17 protein-coding genes are annotated in these 19741 nt (G+C 64.5%); 7 read left to right on the forward strand and 10 right to left on the reverse strand.

Features of this window, described 5'->3' with window-relative positions:
• The first annotated feature begins 153 nt into the window (after window positions 1–153).
• From PAF18_RS14560 to PAF18_RS14570, 3 genes are all read left to right on the forward strand, one after another.
• Complete coding sequence (locus PAF18_RS14560) at window positions 154–1638, forward strand: nucleobase:cation symporter-2 family protein (protein WP_271116406.1); 1485 nt, start codon at window positions 154–156, stop codon at window positions 1636–1638.
• 180 nt (window positions 1639–1818) lie between these two features.
• Window positions 1819–3975 carry a malate synthase G gene (locus tag PAF18_RS14565; RefSeq protein WP_271116407.1) on the forward strand — a complete coding sequence of 719 codons (2157 nt, stop codon included), beginning with the start codon at window positions 1819–1821 and terminating at the stop codon, window positions 3973–3975.
• 97 nt (window positions 3976–4072) lie between these two features.
• Complete coding sequence (locus PAF18_RS14570; protein ID WP_271116408.1) at window positions 4073–4996, forward strand: LysR family transcriptional regulator; 924 nt, start codon at window positions 4073–4075, stop codon at window positions 4994–4996.
• Here the strand turns inward: PAF18_RS14570 and uraH are convergent.
• Window positions 4981–5313: a hydroxyisourate hydrolase gene (uraH, locus tag PAF18_RS14575; protein WP_271116409.1), complete on the reverse strand. Its 333-nt coding sequence runs from the start codon at window positions 5311–5313 to the stop codon at window positions 4981–4983. The two genes, PAF18_RS14570 and uraH, sit on opposite strands and share 16 nt — an antisense overlap.
• 145 nt (window positions 5314–5458) lie before the next feature.
• Between uraH and puuE the strand changes: the two genes are divergently transcribed.
• Together puuE and PAF18_RS14585 are read left to right on the forward strand one after the other, a co-directional pair.
• Window positions 5459–6874 (forward strand): allantoinase PuuE, encoded by a 1416-nt coding sequence (gene puuE, locus PAF18_RS14580; protein ID WP_271116410.1) that lies wholly within the window; start codon window positions 5459–5461, stop codon window positions 6872–6874.
• Window positions 6871–7359: an ureidoglycolate lyase gene (locus PAF18_RS14585; RefSeq protein ID WP_271116411.1), complete on the forward strand. Its 489-nt coding sequence runs from the start codon at window positions 6871–6873 to the stop codon at window positions 7357–7359. Before puuE ends, PAF18_RS14585 begins: the two co-directional genes overlap by 4 nt.
• 39 nt (window positions 7360–7398) lie before the next feature.
• Here the strand turns inward: PAF18_RS14585 and PAF18_RS14590 are convergent, their stop codons facing one another.
• Genes PAF18_RS14590 through PAF18_RS14605 form a run of 4 tightly spaced genes read right to left on the reverse strand, consistent with a single transcriptional unit; the run spans window position 7399 to window position 11006 of the window.
• Window positions 7399–8157, reverse strand: a complete 759-nt coding sequence (locus PAF18_RS14590) for an iron ABC transporter ATP-binding protein (RefSeq protein WP_271116412.1) — start codon at window positions 8155–8157, stop codon at window positions 7399–7401.
• The gene (locus PAF18_RS14595) at window positions 8154–9158 is read right to left on the reverse strand and encodes an iron chelate uptake ABC transporter family permease subunit (RefSeq protein ID WP_271116413.1); all 1005 of its coding nucleotides are present in this window, start codon (window positions 9156–9158) and stop codon (window positions 8154–8156) included. The genes PAF18_RS14590 and PAF18_RS14595 overlap by 4 nt, the downstream gene beginning before the upstream one ends.
• Window positions 9151–10107, reverse strand: a complete 957-nt coding sequence (locus PAF18_RS14600; protein WP_271116414.1) for an ABC transporter permease — start codon at window positions 10105–10107, stop codon at window positions 9151–9153. The genes PAF18_RS14595 and PAF18_RS14600 overlap by 8 nt, the downstream gene beginning before the upstream one ends.
• The gene (locus PAF18_RS14605; RefSeq protein WP_271116415.1) at window positions 10104–11006 is read right to left on the reverse strand and encodes a siderophore ABC transporter substrate-binding protein; all 903 of its coding nucleotides are present in this window, start codon (window positions 11004–11006) and stop codon (window positions 10104–10106) included. The genes PAF18_RS14600 and PAF18_RS14605 overlap by 4 nt, the downstream gene beginning before the upstream one ends.
• A 232-nt stretch (window positions 11007–11238) precedes the next feature.
• Here PAF18_RS14605 and PAF18_RS14610 point away from each other — a divergent pair, with 232 nt between their 5' ends.
• The gene (locus PAF18_RS14610; RefSeq protein WP_271116416.1) at window positions 11239–12027 is read left to right on the forward strand and encodes a siderophore-interacting protein; all 789 of its coding nucleotides are present in this window, start codon (window positions 11239–11241) and stop codon (window positions 12025–12027) included.
• A gap of 6 nt (window positions 12028–12033) precedes the next feature.
• On the opposite strand, the gene PAF18_RS14615 is transcribed toward PAF18_RS14610, so the two are convergent.
• Entirely contained in the window at window positions 12034–12933 is a 900-nt protein-coding gene (locus tag PAF18_RS14615) for a hydrogen peroxide-inducible genes activator (protein WP_271116417.1), read from the reverse strand.
• Between the two features lie 141 nt (window positions 12934–13074).
• Here PAF18_RS14615 and katG point away from each other — a divergent pair, with 141 nt between their 5' ends.
• Window positions 13075–15255 (forward strand): catalase/peroxidase HPI, encoded by a 2181-nt coding sequence (gene katG / locus PAF18_RS14620; RefSeq protein ID WP_271116418.1) that lies wholly within the window; start codon window positions 13075–13077, stop codon window positions 15253–15255.
• A 9-nt stretch (window positions 15256–15264) separates the two neighbouring features.
• On the opposite strand, the gene PAF18_RS14625 is transcribed toward katG, so the two are convergent.
• From PAF18_RS14625 to PAF18_RS14640, 4 genes are read right to left on the reverse strand one after another with little or no spacing between them, the layout of a single operon-like run.
• Entirely contained in the window at window positions 15265–16008 is a 744-nt protein-coding gene (locus PAF18_RS14625) for an ABC transporter ATP-binding protein (protein ID WP_271116419.1), read from the reverse strand.
• Window positions 16005–16979: a FecCD family ABC transporter permease gene (locus PAF18_RS14630; RefSeq protein ID WP_271116420.1), complete on the reverse strand. Its 975-nt coding sequence runs from the start codon at window positions 16977–16979 to the stop codon at window positions 16005–16007. Before PAF18_RS14630 ends, PAF18_RS14625 begins: the two co-directional genes overlap by 4 nt.
• The gene (locus PAF18_RS14635; protein WP_271116421.1) at window positions 16976–17755 is read right to left on the reverse strand and encodes an ABC transporter substrate-binding protein; all 780 of its coding nucleotides are present in this window, start codon (window positions 17753–17755) and stop codon (window positions 16976–16978) included. The genes PAF18_RS14630 and PAF18_RS14635 overlap by 4 nt, the downstream gene beginning before the upstream one ends.
• Complete coding sequence (locus PAF18_RS14640; RefSeq protein ID WP_271116422.1) at window positions 17749–19641, reverse strand: TonB-dependent receptor plug domain-containing protein; 1893 nt, start codon at window positions 19639–19641, stop codon at window positions 17749–17751. Before PAF18_RS14640 ends, PAF18_RS14635 begins: the two co-directional genes overlap by 7 nt.
• Between the last annotated feature and the right edge of the window lie 100 nt (window positions 19642–19741).

Below are 19741 nucleotides of genomic sequence, written 5' to 3' on the forward strand. Positions count from 1 at the left end.
AAGGTGAGAGACCAGAGGCGGGTTGCGGTCGGAGGGGCCGCACACGCGGAGGGAGAGGGTCCGCGATAGTCGCGGGCAACAGGGAGCGAGACGGCGGAACAGAGGGGTCCGCCCAAAAACAAGAAAGCCGATATTTCAGACAGGGAGTCCGACATGGCATCAGATATGATGGTCAATACAGTTGATGAAGTTCTGCCGGCGCCAAAGCTGTTTACCCTCGGGTTGCAGCATGTGCTGGTGATGTATGCGGGGGCGATCGCCGTCCCGCTGATCGTGGGCCGCGCGCTTGGCCTGCAACCCGAAGAAGTTGCGTTTCTTATTTCTGCGGATCTGTTCGTCTGCGGGGTTGTGACCATTATTCAGTCGTATGGGGTAACACCCTATTTCGGCGTCAAACTGCCGGTCATGATGGGTGTGACCTTCGCTTCAGTGGGTCCGATGGTGTCCATCGCGTTAGCCAATCCCGGAACCGAGGGCGCTCGGATGCTTTTCGGGGCGATCATGGCGGCGGGTGTCATCTCGATGCTGATCGCGCCGCTAATGTCCAAGCTGATCCGCTTTTTCCCGCCCATCGTGACAGGCTCGATCATTCTGGTGATCGGTGTCAGCCTGATGCGGATCGGGATCAACTGGATCTTCGGCTTGCCGGTCGGACCGACGGCACCCCGCCTGGTCAATCCCGAAGCGCAGGGCTGGCTGGACACGGTATCCAGCCTGAACGGCGTGCCGGCCCGTCCCGAAGGGCTCGTGCTGGCGCCGACGGTCGACAATCCCGCCTATGCCGCGCCTCAGAATTTTCTGATCGCGGCTGTCGTGCTGGGGGCAATCATCCTGGTCATGAAATATGCGCGCGGCTTCTTTGCGAATATCGCGGTTCTGATCGGGATCATCGTGGGCGCGATCATTGCCGCGATGTTCGGCCTGATGCATTTCGACCGCGTCGACACGGCGGGCTGGTTCGCGCTGATTACGCCGCTGCATTTCGGGATGCCCATCTTCGATCCGATCATGATCCTGACCATGACTCTGGTGATGATCGTGGTGATGATCGAGTCTCTCGGCATGTTCCTTGCCCTCGGCGAGATGTGCAATCGACGCCCGACCCAGCAACAGCTGGCGGCCGGTCTGCGCACGGACGGGCTTGGCACCTTCATCGGCGGGCTGTTCAACACCTTCCCTTATACCTCGTTCAGCCAGAATGTGGGTCTGGTCGGCGTCACCGGAGTGCGCTCGCGCTTCGTCTGCGTTGCCGGAGGGATCATCATGATTATCCTCGGGCTGGTTCCGAAGATGGGCGCTCTTGTCGAGGCACTGCCCACGGTCGTTCTGGGCGGGGCCGGTCTGGTCATGTTCGGGATGGTTGCCGCCACCGGCATCCGCATCCTGACCGCGGTCGATTTCAAGGAGAACAGGTCGAACGCCTTTATCGTCGCGGTGTCGCTGGGCATGGGGATGATCCCGCTGATAGCGCCCGACTTCCTGATGCATCTGCCGCATGCAATCCACCCGCTGATCGACTCGGGTATCCTGCTGGCCTCGATCACGGCGCTGCTTCTGAACATGATCTTCAACGGTGCCGAGCCGCTTTCAGATGAGGATCTGCGCGAAGCCGCGATGCAGTCGGACGGCGGTCACTGATCGTCATCTGAAGGGAAAACAGGGGCCGGTGCCGTTCCGTTCGGGGCGGCACCGGCTTGCCCATTCCGCCCAAAGCTGTCAATTGGTCCTGATAAATTTGCGGGGCAGGGTCCCCCTCACTTCGGGAAAGAAGGCGGCGGTCTGCTTGACCCCCGCGCGTGACAGCGAGGAACATCGAAAATGGGATACGATCAGAAGGCAGGGCTCCAGGTCGCCGATGAGCTGGTGGACTTCACCGAGAACAGGCTGCTGCCGGGCACGAATGTGTCTGCCGATGATTTCTGGGCCGGGCTGGCTGATCTGGTCAAACGCTATGCGGGCCGCAATGCCGACGCGCTCGCCAAGCGCGAAGAGCTTCAGGATGCGCTCGACCGCTGGCATGTGGCGCATCGCAGCAATCCCATGGACGAGGCAGAGTATCGCGATTTCCTCGACCAGATCGGCTATCTTGTGAAGGAAGGCCCTGATTTCGAGATCGAGACCGCGAATGTCGATCCCGAGATCGCCAAGGTCTCCGGTCCGCAACTCGTCGTGCCGGTGATGAATGCGCGTTTTGCGCTGAACGCCGCGAATGCGCGGTGGGGCAGCCTTTACGATGCGCTTTATGGCTCTGATGCTCTTGGCAGCCTGCCCGAAGGCCAGGGCTATGACGCAGATCGCGGGGCGAAGGTCATCGCCTGGGCCAAGGATTTTCTTGACCGGTCCGTGCCGCTCGACGGGGCAAGCCACAGCGATGTGACCGCCTATGCGGTCAAGGACGGCCAGCTCGTGGCGACCACTGATGGCGGTGAGGTCGGGCTGTCGGATGCGGCGGGGTTTGCGGGGTATATCGGCGCCGCTGACGTGCCCGAGGGCATCGTGCTGGTGAATAACGGCCTGCATATTATCATCGACATTGACCGTGATGACCAGATCGGCGCTTCCGACAAGGCGGGGGTCGCGGATCTGCGTCTGGAATCCGCGCTGTCGGCGATCATGGATTGCGAAGATTCTGTTGCCGCCGTCGATGCGACCGACAAGGTGCTGGCCTATGGCAACTGGCTGGGGCTGATGAACGGCGAGCTGGAAGAGACCTTCGAAAAGGGCGGCAAGCAGATGACGCGCCGCCTGGCCGATGACATCGACTATACCACCCCGGACGGGCAGGCGGCCAGGCTGAAGGGGCGCGCATTGATGTTCGTGCGCAATGTCGGCCATCTGATGACCAATCCCGCCGTGCTGACTGCGGAGGGGAAGGAAATTCCCGAAGGTCTGCTGGACGCGCTGTATACGGTGACGGCGGCGGTGCACGATCTGAAGGGCAAGCAGCTGAACTCGGCCAGCTCGGTCTATGTGGTGAAGCCCAAGATGCACGGCCCCGACGAGGTCGCGCTGACCGACGAAATCTTCGGGACCGTCGAAGAAATCCTCGGACTGCCGCAATACACCGTCAAGCTCGGCATCATGGATGAGGAGCGTCGCACCTCGGCCAATCTCAAGGAATGCATCCGCGCCGGACGGCATCGCGTGGCTTTCGTCAACACCGGCTTCCTCGACCGCACCGGCGACGAGATCCATACCTCGATGGAAGCGGGTGTGATGAAGCGCAAGGCGCAGATGAAAGACGAGACCTGGCTTCAGGCCTATGAGGATCGGAATGTCGATATCGCGCTAGCCTGCGGCTTTCAGGGCAAGGGTCAGATCGGCAAGGGCATGTGGGCCATGCCCGACCGGATGGAAGCCATGCTGGACGCCAAGATCGGCCATCCGAAATCCGGCGCGAACTGCGCCTGGGTTCCGTCGCCCACTGCGGCGACCTTGCATGCCACCCATTACCACCAGGTCAATGTGAAGGACCGGCAGGACGAAATCCTGAAAAAGGCGCCGCGCCGGACGCTGAATGAGCTGTTGGAAATCCCGCTTGCGCCGTCGAATCTCTATCCCGATGACGAGATCGATTCCGAGATCCTGAACAACGCGCAGGGCATTCTCGGCTATGTCGTGCGGTGGGTCGATCAGGGCGTCGGCTGCTCCAAGGTGCCGGACATCAACGATGTCGGCCAGATGGAGGACCGCGCCACCTGCCGGATCAGCTCGCAGATGCTGGCGAACTGGCTGCATCACGGCGTCGTCACCGAAGAGCGGGTGATGAAGGCGATGAAGAAGGCCGCCGAAATCGTGGACCGCCAGAACGAGGGCGATCCGAACTATCTGCCTATGGGCGACGGCTCGGATTCGCTGGCCTTCCAGGCCGCCTGCGATCTAGTTTTCAAGGGGCGCGAGCAGCCCTCGGGCTATACCGAGCCGCTGCTTCACGAGTATCGCCTGAAATTCAAGGACAAGCATAACGTCGCCTGACCGTGCCTTCAGCGCATGAAACGCCGCGCCCCATCTGGCGCGGCGTTTTGCTTTGTGCGAAAACGCGGGAACGGTTTCAAGTTTTGTCGAAAAGCTAATGGCCTATCTGGACAATATCCGCACCTTCGTTCGCGTCTATGATCTCGGGTCCATGTCGGCGGCCGCCCGGGACCTGCGGATCTCGGCGGCGGTGGCGTCCTCCCGCATTTCTCAACTCGAAGAACATCTCGGCGTCCGCCTGTTCCAGCGCACCACCCGGATGCTGAACCCGACCGAGCAGGGGCAGATCTTCTATCCCGGCGCGGTCAAGATCCTGGAAGCGGTGGACGAGGCCGAGGCCGAGATCAGCGATGTGACCGAGAATCCGCGCGGCACGCTGTATATTGCCGCGCCGCTCGGCGTCGGGCAGCGGCTGATCGCGCCTGCGGTGCCCGGTTTCCGCGATGCCTACCCGCAGATCCGTATCCGGCTGAGGCTGTCGGATCGCAAGCTGGACATTACAGCAGAGGGCCTGGACGCGGCATTCATCCTCGGCCAGCCCGAGGATTCATCGCTGCGCATCCGCAAGATCGCCGACTGCCCGCGCCTGCTGTGCGCTTCGCCCGACTATATCGCCCGGCGAGGCCAGCCGCGCAGCAGTGCCGATCTGGTGGCCGACAAGCATGACTGCCTGAATCTGCGCTTTCCCGGTGCGCCTGAATTTCAATGGCCGCTTGAAGGTCCGGAGGGGGTGCGCCGTGTCCCGGTCGAGGGGCCGCTGGAATGCGATCACGGCGAGGTGCTGACCGGGTGGGCGCTTGCCGGTATGGGCATCGTGCTCAAGCCGCTTTTCGAGGTGGTCGATCACCTGCGCGCCAAGCGTCTGGTCCCGGTCCTTCCGAAAGAGCCGCCGGTCCCGGTGCAGATGGCGTGCCTTTATACCCATCGCCGCAGGCAGGACCCGAAGACCCGCCTGTTCATCGACTACATGGTCGATCACATCCAGAAAGCCGTCAGCGAGGCCGGTCAGCTGCCGCGATAGGTCGAATAGCCATAGGGCGAGAGCAGCAGCGGCACGTGGTAGTGGCTGGCCTCGGTCATGGCGAAGCGCAGCGGGATCACGTCGAGGAAGTCGCGCTTGCCGAGATAGTCGCCGGCATGGAAGACCAGCTCATAGCTTCCGCTGGCGAATTCGGCCTCGGGCAGGATCTGTTCATCCGTCCGCCCGTCATCGTTGGTGGTGAGGGTTTTCAGGTGCTGGCGGGTGTCACCCTCCAGCCGGTAAAGTTCGATCTTCATCCCGGCGGCGGGCGTGCCCTTCGCGGTGTCCAGCACATGCGTCGTCAGATAGCCAGCCATGGTGGTCCCCTTCATGCGATCCATCTTGCCCGCCGCATCTGGCCATTCCGCGATGATGAATGCAACGTTAAGCTGCTTTCGGAAGAATGCGAAAGTCCCGCACCGCGCTCTGCGCTAGAACGGAAGCGAGAAGAGGGAGAGTTTCATGAATCGTTATCCTCGTGACATGCGCGGCTACGGGGCGAATCCGCCCGATCCGAAATGGCCGGGCGGGGCGAAGGTCGCAGTGCAGTTCGTGTTGAACTACGAAGAGGGCGGCGAGAACTCGATCCTGCATGGCGACGACGCGTCCGAGGCGTTCCTGTCGGATATCGCCGGGGCCGCGATGTGGCCGGGGCAGCGGCACTGGAATATGGAATCGATCTATGAATACGGGGCTCGGGCCGGGTTCTGGCGCCTGCATCGCCTGTTCACCGGCGCGGATATTCCGGTAACCATCTACGGTGTCGCCTCGGCCCTTGCCCGCAGCCCCGAGCAGGTCGCAGCGATGAAGTCCGCCGGATGGGAAATCGCGAGCCACGGGTTGAAATGGATCGAGCACCGCGACATGTCCGTCGAGGAGGAGCGTGATGTCATCGCCGAGGCGATCCGCCTTCACACCGAGGTCGTGGGCACGCCGCCAGAGGGGTGGTATACCGGCAGGTGCAGCTGCAACACCGTCGAACTGACCGCCGAAACGGGACAGTTCGCCTATATCTCCGACACATATGACGACGATCTGCCCTATTGGAAACGGATCGGCGGGCGCGATCAGCTTGTCATCCCCTATACGCTGGAAGCCAATGACATGCGCTTTGCAACTGCGCCGGGCTATATCACCGGCGAGCAGTTCTTCCAGTATCTGAAGGACGCGTTTGACGTGCTCTATGCCGAGGGCGAGGCGGGCGCGCCGAAGATGATGAGTGTGGGGCTGCATTGCCGTTTGATCGGCCGGCCCGGCAAGATGGCGGGGCTGAAACGCTTTCTCGACTATATCGCCGGCTTTGACGGTGTCTGGACACCGCGCCGCATCGACATCGCCCGGCACTGGGCCGAAACCCACCCGCCGCAGCATTACGACCGCCCAAGCGAGATGGACCGCGAAAGTTTCGTGTCGCGCTATGGCGGCATTTACGAGCATTCGCCCTGGATCGCCGAGCGGGCTTACGGGCTGGAACTCGGTCCCGCACATGACAGCGCGGCGGGCCTGCACAACGCGCTGTGCCGGATGTTCCGATCTGCCTCCGAAGAAGAACGTCTCGGCGTGCTGACAGCCCATCCGGATCTGGCGGGCAAGCTGGCCCAGGCGAAGCGGCTGACGGCGGAATCGACCGCCGAACAGGCGAGCGCCGGGCTCGACGCGCTGACCGACGAAGAGCGGGCAGAGTTCACGCGGCTCAACGACATCTATGTCGAGAAACACGGCTTCCCCTTCATCATCGCGGTGCGCGATCACGACAAGTCGGGGATCCTCGACGCTTTTCAGCGCCGCATCGACAATGATCGGGCCACCGAATTCGCCGAAGCCTGCCGCCAGGTCGAGCGCATCGCCGAATTGCGCCTGAATGAGGTGCTGCCATGAGCCGCGCTCCGGTGGCCTGTGAAGCGCTGACCGCCGAGGCATTTGCCCCTTTCGGCGAGGTGCTGCAGGTGGACGGCCCGCCCGATAAGCTTATCAACCAGGGCAAATGTGGGCGGCATCACGATCTGGCCCGGCTGGATTTTCAGGGCGGGCGGGCCGGGATCAGCCTGTTCAACGCCGAACTGCGCGAGATGCCCTATCAGCTTGAACTGGTCGAGCGGCACCCTCTGGGCTCGCAGGCCTTCATACCGATGTCTCAGTCGCGCTTTCTGGTGACGGTCGCCGAGGATGAGGGCGGCGTGCCGGGACAGATCCGCGCCTTCATCGCTCGTGCAGGGCAGGGGATCAACCTGCACCGCAATGTCTGGCATGGCGTGCTGTGCCCGCTTGACGGGGCGGGGCTTTACGCGGTCGTGGACCGGATCGGCGAGGGCGACAATCTCGAGGAACACTGGTTCGAGACGCCGGTGACCATCACCGGCTGAGCCGCGTCACGCAGGCTGCGCGCAAGAATGTTGCGCCGCCTAGTAGTGGTGCAGAACCAGAGGGCGCCCGTCATGCTGTGCCACATTGACCGGCGTGTCATACAGCATGCTGAGCGTCCGGTGGGTCAGCACCTCGTCCGGGCGGCCTTCGGCCACGACGCGACCGTTTTTCAGCGCCACGATATGATCGGCCCAGGCGGCGGCATAATTGACCTCGTGGACCACAACCACCACGCTTTTCTGCGCCTCACGGACCAGGCGCGACAGATGCGACATCAATTGGCGCGCATGTGCCATGTCGAGATTGTTCAGCGGCTCGTCCAGGAGCAGCCAGTCCGTGTCCTGCGCGAAGGTCATTGCCAGAAAGGCGCGCTGAGCCTGCCCGCCAGACACCTCGTCCAGAAAGCGGTCTGCCAACTCGGTCAGCCGAAATGTGTCGAGCGCCGACGCCACCGCCGCGCGGTCCAGTGGTCTCGGGCGGCCCCGATGATGCGGCCAGCGTCCAAAGCCGACCAGATCGGACAGGCGCAGGCGGCTGGCGATGGTGGTCTGCTGCCCCAGAACCGCCATGGTTTTCGCCAGCTCTTCGGTCGGGGTCGCAGCGACGTCCAGATCGTTCACGCGGATACTGCCGCGCTGTAACGGCTCAAGCCGCCCGATCAGCCGCAGCAGCGTGGATTTACCGGCCCCGTTGGGCCCGATGAGCGCGGTCATCTTGCCGCGCGGGATGTCAGCCGTAATGTCGTGAAGGATCGGCGCGGCGCCGATCTCGTGGCAGATGCCGGAAAGCTGGATCATCGGATGCGGCCCTTCAGCAGCAGATAGAGAAAGAACAGCCCGCCCGCGAACTCGATCACCACACCAAGCGCGGTCTGCTGGCCAAGCGCCCGTTCGAAGATCATCTGCCCGATGACGAGGATATTCGCGGCGATCAGCGCGGCTGCGGGCAACAGTATCTCGTGGCGGTGGCTGCGCACGAGCCCATGGGTGATGCCGGTGACGATCAGCCCGAAAAACGCCGCGCCTCCGAACAGTGCCATCGGCCCGACAAGTGCGGTCGAGACCGAGACGAGCACCGCCACAAGCCCAAGTGTCGACAGCACCATCGGCGCGAAGCGCAGCCCCAGCGAAACGGCGGTGTCCCGCCCGAGCGCCATCACGTCAAGCCGCGGAGACAGCTTCAGCGCGGCCAGCACGGCGGCCGCGCAAAGCGCCGCGCCGATCGGCAACAGCGTTGTATCGGCGCGCGAGAAATTGACCACCGTTGCCGCCTGCACAACCGCATATTCGTTGGGGTCGATCAGCCGTCCCAGAAGCTGGCTCGCCGAGCGGAACATGAAGCCGAGGATCACTCCGGTCAGGATGGTGCGTCCGATATCGCGGGTGCCGTGGCCAAGCAGCGTGCCGAACAGCACCATCGCCAGCAGGCACATCAGCGCCACTTCACAAAGGAACTTGGTCAGCTCTGGCACGCTGCTGAAACCGACCGCGCCGAGGCTGCTGATCATCGCCGTTTGCAGCAGCACATACAGCGCATCGAACCCCATGATGGACGGCGTGAGAACGCGATTGCCGGCCACGGTCTGGAACAGCACCGTCGACACGCCGATCCCGGCCCCGACAGTGATCATCGCGCCCAGCTTCACCGCCCGCAATTGCAGGATGAAGCCGCGATTCCCGCTGCTCAGCCCCTGAAACAGCCATATTGCCGATGCGGCGAGCAGCAGCAATGCCAGCCCGCCAACCAACCGGATCGGCGGCGCGGAAAGCGCCGGTCGGTGCAGCGCTGCCTCAGACACGGGCCGGCCTGCGATACAGCAGATAGAGAAAGATCCCTGCGCCGACGAAGCCCATCACCGTGCCGACAGGGATCTCGAACGGATAGCGGATCAGCCGGCCGACCAGATCGCAGCTCAGCAGCAGTGCGGCGCCTGCGGCGGCGACCATGGGAAGGGACTGCCGCAGATTGTCGCCCATAATGCGCGAGACGATATTCGGCACGACCAGCCCGATGAAGGGGATCATCCCGACGGTCGTGACCACCATCGCCGACACCACTGCGACCACGGCCAGCCCGAAACGCATGATGCCCCGCGTGCCCAGACCCAGCCCGGTGGCGACCTCTTCGCCGAGCGACAGGATCGCGAAACGGTCCGCGGCGAACCAGGCCAGCGCGGCTGCGGCTGCGGCGAACCACAGCATCTCATAGCGGCCCGCGATCACGCCCGAAAATTCGCCCAGCATCAGCCAGGTGCTGATATATTGCATCAGATCGGCCTGCCACGCGATATAGACCACGACCGAGCCGATCACGCCCGACAGAATGATGCCGCTGATCGGCACCAGCATGATCTCTCGCGGAGGGAGACGGCGGATCAGCGCCACGAACAGCGCCGTGCCGGCCATGGCACAAAGGCTCGATATCAGGATCTTGCCCCAGATCGGCGTGGCGGGCGCGATGAGCGTCACCGCAAGCAGCCCAAGCGCGGCGCTTTCAGCGGTGCCGATCGTGTCCGGGCCGACGAAGCGGTTGCGGACAAGCGCCTGCAGCAGCATTCCCGCCACCGACAGCGCCGCCCCGGTCAGCAGCACGGCCAGCGTGCGCGGCAGCCGAGATTCCATCAGCACCAGCATCGCCCACGGGTCGTCCAGCGCGCTGAAAATATCGACGCTGGCCGCCCCGGTCATGAGGCTGGCCAGCGTCAGCGGCACGAGCGCCGCCAGTGTCACCCCGAACGGGTGGGTCACGCCCCGGCGCTGCCCGACAGCACTTCGGTCAAAGCGTCGATCACCTTGGTCAGCGAGCCGAAGCCACCGCCACCGATGTAGAGTTCGCCGGCGGGCAGATAGACCACCTGATCCTCTTTCCAGGCGGTGGTGCCCTCGATCAGCGGCGAGCGCAGCGTTTCCGCGGCGCTCTGGCCTTCCTCGCCAATCGCCGCGCCGCGATCCAGCACGAAAATCCAATCGGGATCGGCCTCGGCGATGGCTTCATGGGTCAGGACATTGCCGTGACCCTCATCGCTGTCCAGACCGCTGATCGCGGGCTCCATCCCGGTTGCGTCATGAAGCCAGCCAAAGCGCGAACCGGCGCCATAGGCGGCCATCTTGGTGCCGTTGGTCATAACGATCAGCGCGCTGCCCTCGCCTTCTGCGGCGTCCCCGAGCGCGGCGAGCTTTTCGTCCAGCTCGGCGGTCAGCTTGCCAGCGGCGTCGGCCTTGTCGAAGATCTGGCCATAGGCGGCGATCCGTGCTTCTGCATCCGCGACCAGATCGGTGCCGATGGTCATGTCGATGGCCGGAGCCACTTGCGATACGGCGTCAAGCTGGCTGGCGGACCGGCTGCCGACGATGATGAGATCGGGGGCGAGACCCGCCAGCGCCTCCAGATCCGGCTCGAACAGCGTCCCGACGGCTTCGGCATCGCCTGCGTCGAGATCGGAAAGATAGAGATTATCCGGCACGCCCGCCAGTTCGACCCCCAATGCGCTCAGCGTATCCACCGCCGCGATGTCATAGACGACGACCTTTTCGGGGCTCAGCGGAACCGCGCTTTCGCCGCGCGCGGTCGTGACGGTGACCTCCTCGGCGAAGGCGGCAGAACCAAGGGTTACGGCGGTCAATATGGCGGCAGAAATCAGGCGCATCTCGCATCCTTTCGCGTCAATACATTCAGGGGCCGAGCCCCTGACAACGGCTCGTGTCTATCTCCGCGACCATAGGCGGTCCAGTACCTGAGTAAAATAATTTGTCTTTCGTCTTGCCGCATGTTTGTCTTGGGCGAAGTTCTGCCGGATTGGCGAAATGACGTCCTGCGTCAGATCCCCACACGCGGCGGACCGAGTTGGAGCATAAACATCCCGCGGAGCGGAGCCTGATATGACAAAACCGGAATTTCGCAGATTTTCCATCACCCTGCGCGCGTTGGAGGTGATCGCGATCCGCGACCTCTCACCCCGGATGCGGCGTATATCGCTCGCCGGGTCGCAGTTGGGGTGTTTCACCCGCGACGGAATCGACTTTCCGGCATTTGAAAGCCCCGGTCCCGACGATCACGTCAAGTTGTTCCTGCCCGACCCTGCGAGCGGGATACTCAGCCTGCCGGTTCAGGGGGACGGGCGGCTGCATTGGCCGGAGAACCCGCCGGTCATCTCACGAGAATACACGCCGCGCGGATTCGATCCGGCTGCGGGGCGGCTGGATCTGGATTTCGTACTGCACGGGCATGGCGTCGCCGGTGCATGGGCGGCACGGGCGCGGATCGGCGATCGGCTGCATCTCGGCGGGCCGCGGGCTTCCATGGTGGTGCCCAAGGCCGATCGCTATCTGCTTCTCGGCGATGAAACCGCGATTCCGGCCATCGCGAACTGGCTTGAGATGCTTCCCGCAGACGCGGACGCAACCGCGCATATCCTGATCGCACACGAATCGGCCCGGATCCCGCTCGCCTCCGAAGCGGCGGTGGCGGTGAATTGGCATCTGGCGGAAGCGGCGCATACGGACGCGCTCGCCACGCTGGCCGCGGCCGAGCCGATCAGCCCGTCCAGCTTTGTCTGGGCCGGAGCAGAGCGCGGGACCATCGCGCGTCTTCGCGAAACGCTCGAACGCAGCGGGGTCGCGGAGCACCAGATGAGATTGTCGAATTACTGGACAGCGGCGCAGATCTGATACCGGTCAGCCGCGCGGGCCGGCCCGACCGGTATCAGACACGATCTGGGCGATCTGAGCGAATCGGTTGGCGAGCGGATTAGACCTGCGCCAGACCATGCCGATGGTGCGGCTCGGGCGGGGACGGGACAGCCGGGCGACCGAGACAACTGCGTTGCGGGTCTCTAGCTCGACCGCCATTTCCGGAATCAGTGTCACGCCGATTCCCGCGCCGACCATCTGCACCAATGTGGAAAGCGAGCTTCCTTCCATCAATCCGCGCGGCGCTTGCGGGAGGTTGCAGAAGGACAGCGCCTGATCGCGGAAACAATGGCCTTCTTCCAGCAGCAGAAGTCGCATTTCCTTCAGATGATCGGCGCTAGGCACCATTGCGCCTTCCTCGGAGGCGGGGCGGACCAGCACGAACTCCTCTTCGAAAAGCGGCTCCTCGTGCAGCGCGGGTTCGGAGACGGGCAAGGCGACGATCGCAATATCGAGCCGCGACTCCAGCAGATCCTCGATCAGCCGCTGCGTGACCGTTTCGCGGGGCTGGGGATCGAGCGCGGGGAACTGGCGGCCCAACGCCTGAATCAGCCGGGGCAGCAGATAGGGCGCGACGGTCGGAATGACCCCGATGCGCAGCGGCCCGGAAAATTGGTCGCCATCGGCACGCGCCAGATCGCCAAGCTCATAGACCGCGCGCAGAATGTCGCGGGCACGTGCGGCGAATTGCTGGCCGAGCGTGGTCAGACGCACCCGCCGCGCACTGCGTTCGACAAGCGGTGCGCCAAGCTGCGATTCCAGTTCCTTGATCTGCATGGAGAGCGCCGGCTGGGTAATCGCGCAATCCTCGGCGGCCCTGCCGAACTGGCCGGTCCGGGCGAGCGCCTCGAAATAGCGCAGCTGTTTGAGGGTAAGTGATTTCATCAGTCGATCTTATCGATGACGTAAGAAAATGCAATTATTCATGATCGAATAGCCCTGCTACTGTCATCGCATGGATTCGGCGCAAGCGGCGCCAGCCCCGCCGCGATCTGCGGTCGGGGTGAGCCAGCTACGGAGGCTTTTATGGACGGAAACGACATTCCTCAGGGCAAATGCCCGGTCATGCACGGGGGCAACACCTCCGGCGGCAACTCGGTTATGGATTGGTGGCCTAATGCGCTCAACCTCGACATTCTTCACCAGCATGACAGCAAGCCCAACCCCATGGGCGAGGACTTCAATTATCGTGACGAGCTGGCAAAGCTGGATATCGAGGCGCTGAAGGACGATCTCCGCGCGCTGATGACGGAAAGTCAGGATTGGTGGCCTGCCGATTGGGGCAGCTATGTCGGCATGTTCGTCCGCGTCGCGTGGCACGCGGCGGGGTCTTATCGTCTGGCCGATGGTCGCGGCGGTGGCGGCACCGGCAACCAGCGTTTCGCGCCGCTGAACAGCTGGCCGGATAACGCCAATACCGACAAGGGCCGTCGCCTGCTGTGGCCGATCAAGAAGAAATACGGCAACAAGATCTCCTGGGCCGATCTGATGATCCTCTCGGGCACGATCGCCTATGAGGTCGCCGGGCTGAAAACCTTTGGCTTCGCCTTCGGCCGCGAAGATATATGGCATCCTGAGAAGGACACATACTGGGGCGCGGAAAAGGAATGGCTGGCACCCTCCGACCAGCGTTACGGCGATGTGACCACCCCCGACACGATGGAAAACCCGCTCGCCGCCGTTCAGATGGGGCTGATCTATGTGAACCCGGAAGGCGTGAACGGCCAACCCGATCCGCAGCGGAGTGCCGAGCATGTGCGCGAGACCTTCAAGCGCATGGCGATGAATGACGAGGAGACCGCCGCGCTGACCGCTGGCGGCCACACTGTCGGGAAATGCCACGGCAACGGCCAGGCGGAAGACCTCACCGATGCGCCGGAAGGGGCGGATGTCGAGGTTCAGGGTCTGGGCTGGATGAACACCAAGAAGCGCAGCATCGGTCGCGACCAGATGGTCAGCGGGATTGAGGGCGCATGGACGACGCATCCGACCAGATGGGACATGGGCTATTTCGATATGTTGCTGGACCATGAGTGGGAACTGAAGAAAAGCCCCGCCGGTGCTTGGCAGTGGGAGCCGGTGGATATCGCCGAAGAGGACATGCCGGTCGATGTCGAGGATCCCTCGATCCGCAAGATGCCGATCATGACCGATGCGGATATGGCGATGAAGGTCGATCCCTCCTATCGTGCCATTCTCGAAAAATTCCGGGCGAACCCGGCCTATTTCGATGAAACCTTCGCCCGCGCCTGGTTCAAGCTGACCCATCGCGACATGGGCCCGAAGGACCGCTATTTCGGCCCCGATGTGCCGCAGGAAGATCTGATCTGGCAGGACCCGGTGCCGAAGGGCCCGACCGGCTATGACATCGCGGCGGTCAAGCAGAAGATCGCCGATAGCGGCCTGTCGCTGGCCGATCTGGTCTCGACCGCGTGGGATAGCGCGCGGACGTTCCGCGGCTCGGATATGCGCGGCGGTGCCAATGGTGCGCGCATCCGGCTTGCGCCGCAGAAGGACTGGGACGGTAACGAGCCGGCGAAGCTTCAGCGCGTTCTGTCGGTGCTGGAACCGATCGCGCAGGAGGCGGGCGCCTCGCTTGCCGATGTGATCGTGCTGGCCGGGAATGTCGGGGTCGAACAGGCGGCGAAGGCTGCGGGCCATGACGTGACCGTGCCGTTCTCGCCGGGACGTGGCGACGCGACCGCCGAACAGACCGACGCGGAATCCTTCGAGGCGATGGAGCCGCTGGCCGATGGCTATCGCAACTATGCGCAGAAGGAATATGTCGTCTCGCCCGAAGAGATGATGCTGGACCGCACCCAGCTTCTGGGCCTTACCGCGCCCGAAATGACCGCGCTTGTCGGCGGGATGCGGGCCATGGGCGCCAATCACGGAGGCACCAAGCACGGGGTCTTCACCGACCGCGAGGGGCAGCTGACGAATGACTTCTTCGTCAACCTGACCGACATGCGCTATAGCTGGCACCCGGTCGGCGGCGGTCTGTACGAACTGCGCGATCGCAAGACGGGCGAGACCAAATGGACCGCCACGCGGGCCGATCTGGTCTTTGGCTCGAACTCGGTGCTTCGCTCTTACGCCGAAGTCTATGCCCAGGACGACAATGTCGGGAAATTCGTCGAGGATTTCGTGGCGGCGTGGTCCAAGGTGATGGAAGCCGACCGTTTCGACGTGAAGCTGGCGGCGTAAGCGCCCGATCTATGACAGAACGCGGAGGGGCTGGAACACCGGCCCCTCTTTTTCCTGGGCGAAGAAGCCCTCGATGCCGAAGACGCGGGACAGGTTGTCGGGCGTCAGCACCCTATCGGGCGGGCCATCCGCCACGATCCGGCCCTGATCCATCAGCACCAGCCGGGTGCAGTGCCGCGCCGCCAGCCCCAGATCATGCAGCGAGACGATCACCGCGCGGCCCTCATCGGCGAGGGCGCGGAACAGCGTCATGGTCGAGATCTGATAGGCCGGGTCCAGCCCGGCAATCGGCTCATCCGCCATCAGGATCGGGGTGTCTTGCGCGAGGGCGCGGGCGATCAGGGCGCGGGCCTGCTCGCCCCCCGAGAGCTCGGTGATCGGGCGATGGCGCAGCGCGGCCAGACCCATGCGGTCGATGGCCGTGGCGATGGCCGCCGGATCGGCATCGGGGCGGCGATGTGGGATGCGGCCCAGCCGGATCAGCGCTTCGACCGAAACCGGCCACGCGGCCTCCCGCGCCTGCGGCAGCCATGCGGCGGCAAGGGCGCGGCGGGCAGGCGGCAGCGCGGCGAGGGTCGAGCTTCCCTCGGCCGGGATCAGGCCGAGCGCCGCGCGCAGAAGCGTCGTCTTGCCCGCCCCGTTCGGCCCGATCAGCCCGACGCATTCACCGGGGCCGATGCTCACTGAGGCGGCATCCAGCGTGGTCCGCGGGCCGCGCCGCACGGTCAGCCCGTCGATCCGAAGCCGCGTCATAACCCCCGCCTCTGCCGCCAGATCAGATGCAGAAAGACCGGCGCGCCGATCAGCGCCATGACCACCCCCAGCTTCAGGTCGCGGCCGGGCATCACCACCCGTACGGCGATGTCGGCGGCCAGCACCATCGCCGCGCCGCCAAGCGCGGATGCGGACAGAAGCCGCCCCGGCTGCGCCCCGACCGCGCCGCGCAGCAGATGCGGCACCACCAGCCCGACAAAGCCCACCGCGCCAGCAACAGCCGTCGCTGCGCCCACCATCGCCGCCACGCCGAAGATAAGCCGCAGCCGCAGCGCGCGCAGATCGACGCCCATCGAGGCGGCGGCGTCTTCTCCCAGTGTCAGCGCGTCCAGTCCACGCCCGATCCGCCACAGGCTTGCCGCGCCGAGCGCCATGACCGGCGCGGCAATCGCGACATGCAGCCATGATCGGTCGGCCAGCGAGCCCATCATCCAGAACACGATCTCACCCGCGGCGAAGGGGTTGGGCGAGAGGTTCAGAACCAGCGATGTCAGCGCGCCGGCGAAGGCCGACACCGCCACCCCCGCGAGGATCAGCGCCAGCGAGCCGCCGCCCGGTCCGGCCAGCACGACGATGAGCCCGACCGCCAGCAGCGCCGCGCTCAGCGCCGCCATCGGCAGCGCAAGCGCAAAGACCGTCGCGAGCCCCGTCTGCAAGGCGATCACCGCCCCAAGCGCCGCCGAGGCCGAAACGCCGATCAGCCCTGGCTCGGCCAGCGGGTTGCGCAGATAGCCCTGCATCGCCGCGCCCGACAGGCCCAGGCTCGCCCCGATCATCGCCGCCAGCACGGCACGGGGCAGGCGGATTTCGCGCATGACCAGCCCCGCCGCGCCCTCGCCCGAGATCAGTGCGCGCAGGCTCTCACCCGGAGCGAGCGCCGCCGGGCCGATCAGCAGCGCGCCCAGAAACAGCGCCGCGCAGAGCAGCGAGAGCGGGGCGAGCAGCCTCATTCCGCCAGCCTCGCCGCGACGCTCGCGACCGCGGGCAGGCCGCAGATCCAGTCGCGATCCTCGATGGTCACGCGCTCAGCGCTCAGCGCGGCAAGGGCAGGGTGGTCCAGCAAGGATTCCGCACGCGAGGGCGTGTCGTAGCGGCTGCCGGTCACGATCAGCTCGGGCGCGGCCATAACCAGCTGTTCCAGAGGCAGCGCGCCCCCCGGATGGCCCAGCTTTTCAGCCAGCAGCACCAGCCCGGCGCGGCGCATCACATCGGCGGACAGCCCGGCATCGCCATTCGCCAGACCGTTCGCGGCATAGGTCGTGGCCAGCCTGCCGGTGCCCGCCGGGATAGCGGCCAGATCTGCGTCGAAGCTCGCCAGCAGCGCCGCCGCCCGCGCAGGCTGATCCAGCAGACGGCCCATCAGCGTGATATTGTCCCGGATCCCGGCGATGGACGACGCAGGTGGCACCGTTTCCACGCGCACCCCCAGCCTTTCCAGCATCTGAACCGTGGGCCGCGCGGCATAGGGTCCCGCCAGCACCAGATCGGGACGCGAGAGATAAATCTCCTCCGCCCCGCCATTGTTCAGCCCGATTGCGCGCGCCTGATCCGGCATCAGCGACACCGTCGCGTCCCCCGCCAGCCACGACACCGAGACAAGCTGTCCCGATGCCGCGATCAGCATGGCCAGCTGATCGGTGCAGAGATTGACCGACACGACGCGCTGCGGCGCGGCCCAGCCGGGAGCGGCGAGGCACAGCAGCAGCGCGGCGAGCCGGATTACCATCTGGCGCTCAACCCCAGATAGGCCTCGCGGCCCGGTGCGCTATAGCCCCAGACTTCGCTGTATTCCTCGTCAAGCAGGTTGGTCACGCGGCCGGTCAGCCGCACCCGGTCTGTCAGGTCATATCCGGCGGCGACATTCACCACGGTATAATCCGGCAGATCCTTGGTGACATAGCTGCCGAAGAACTGGCTGTCGGCGTTGGCCGCCACATGGGTCACATCGCCAGAGATGCTGCCTCGGCCCTGCGCGAACAGATATTCTGCATTCAGGCCGAGCGTATGGCGCGGACGGCGGATTTCCCGGCTTCCGCCGGGATCGCTCGCGTCGAGATAGGTATAGCTGCCGCCAAGCCGGAACGCGTCGTTCACCTGCATCTTGGCTGCGATCTCGACCCCGCGGCGCTGGCTCGTGCCGCTCTGGTTCTCGTAATTCGTGCCATTGGACAAGGTGCCGCATGTGTATGGGTCGGCGGTCGGCACGCAGACATAGGTGATCTCGCTTTCCAGATCCTCATGGAAATAGGTGAGATCTACCGTGCCGCGCCCATCGAGGATCGTGGCCTCGACGCCGAGATCGAACCCCCGGTTTTCCTCGGGTTGCAGGTTCGGGTTGCCGACCGAGCCATATTCGCCGAACAGCTCGCCATAGCGGGGATTGACGACGCCCGTTCCGGCCGAGGCATGCAGCCGAAGCGGCGCGTTGGGAAGCTGCCAGGACAGGCCGAGCGACCAGGTCGTCGCGTCGTCGAATACGTCATTCGCGTCATGGCGCAGACCCAGCTGCACATCCAGACCGTTATCATAGGCACCGCGATATTCGGCGATGATCGAGTTGCTGCTGCGGTTTTCATTCGAGGCGAGGCTGTTTTCGTCCTCGCGCCGCTCAAGCCCGAAGGCGAGGGTCTGGCTGGCCGTGTCATGCGCGCCATCGATCCCGTAGATCGCGCGATAGCGCAGAAACTCGGTGCGGGCCTTGTCCGCTGTGCCGCCGTTCTGGCGCAGCGCGAAGCGGGTCTGATCGTAGGACAGACGATGCAGCATCCTGCCTTCGGCGGTCTCGGCCTCGGCCCAGATCCTGCCTGCCGTCTCGTGGCGCTCGGCGAAATCATTGCTGTCAATGATGTAGTCATCGGCAGTCGTCGCGGTCCACGAGGAAGCGTCATAGTCGTATTCCTCATCGGCGCGGCGCAGCATGATCCCGGCGCGGATGGTGTCGGTCAGTTGCCGATCGAAGGAAAACTGTAGCTGGTTGCGCCGGATACCGTCCTTATCGCCTTGATCGCCGGAATGGTCATAGCCCTCGTCGTCCCGTTTCATCGCGGTGAAGCTGAGCCCGCCGCGGTCGTCGCGTCGGCTGGCGTGAAGCGATGCTGCCCAGCCATTGCCGATCTCGACAGTGCCGCCGGCGCTGACGCCCTGTTCAGCCTCTCGGGTAACGATATTCACCACACCCGCCGAGGCATCCGCCCCGAAAAACACCGATTGCGGACCGCGCAGCACCTCGATCCGCTCGATATTCGCAGTATCGAGGCCAGAGAGGAAATATTCCTCATCCCCGGCCGAGGCCCGCACGCCGTCGATCAGGATCAGCGTGTGGTTGGCCTCGGCGCCGCGAATGCGAAGCTGGGTGTTGCTGGCCCCGCTGGAACTGACCGCCAGCCCCGGCAGGCCGCGCAGCGCGTCCTGCACGCTGCGGACGCCGCGCGCCTCGATCTCATCACGGGTGACGACGCTGTGGGCGCGGCCATAGGCCTGCGCTTCGAGCGGGCTCAGCCCAGCATCGAGATAGATCATGTCCAGCATGATCGGGGTCTCTTGCGACGCGGCGAGGCCGGGAAGCAGTGCAAAGCTGAGAAATGTGGTTGTCGATAGCAGAGAGTGGCGCATCGGCATGCTCCTTGATCGGGCCTCGGCCCGTAGTCTGAGTTGCGTCTGCGGGATGCGGCCCGCAGGGTGAGAGTGTCACCGCTGCGGATCAAGCCGCTTC

Source organism: Paracoccus sediminicola (genome assembly GCF_027912835.1).
GTDB classification, from domain to species: domain Bacteria; phylum Pseudomonadota; class Alphaproteobacteria; order Rhodobacterales; family Rhodobacteraceae; genus Paracoccus; species Paracoccus sediminicola.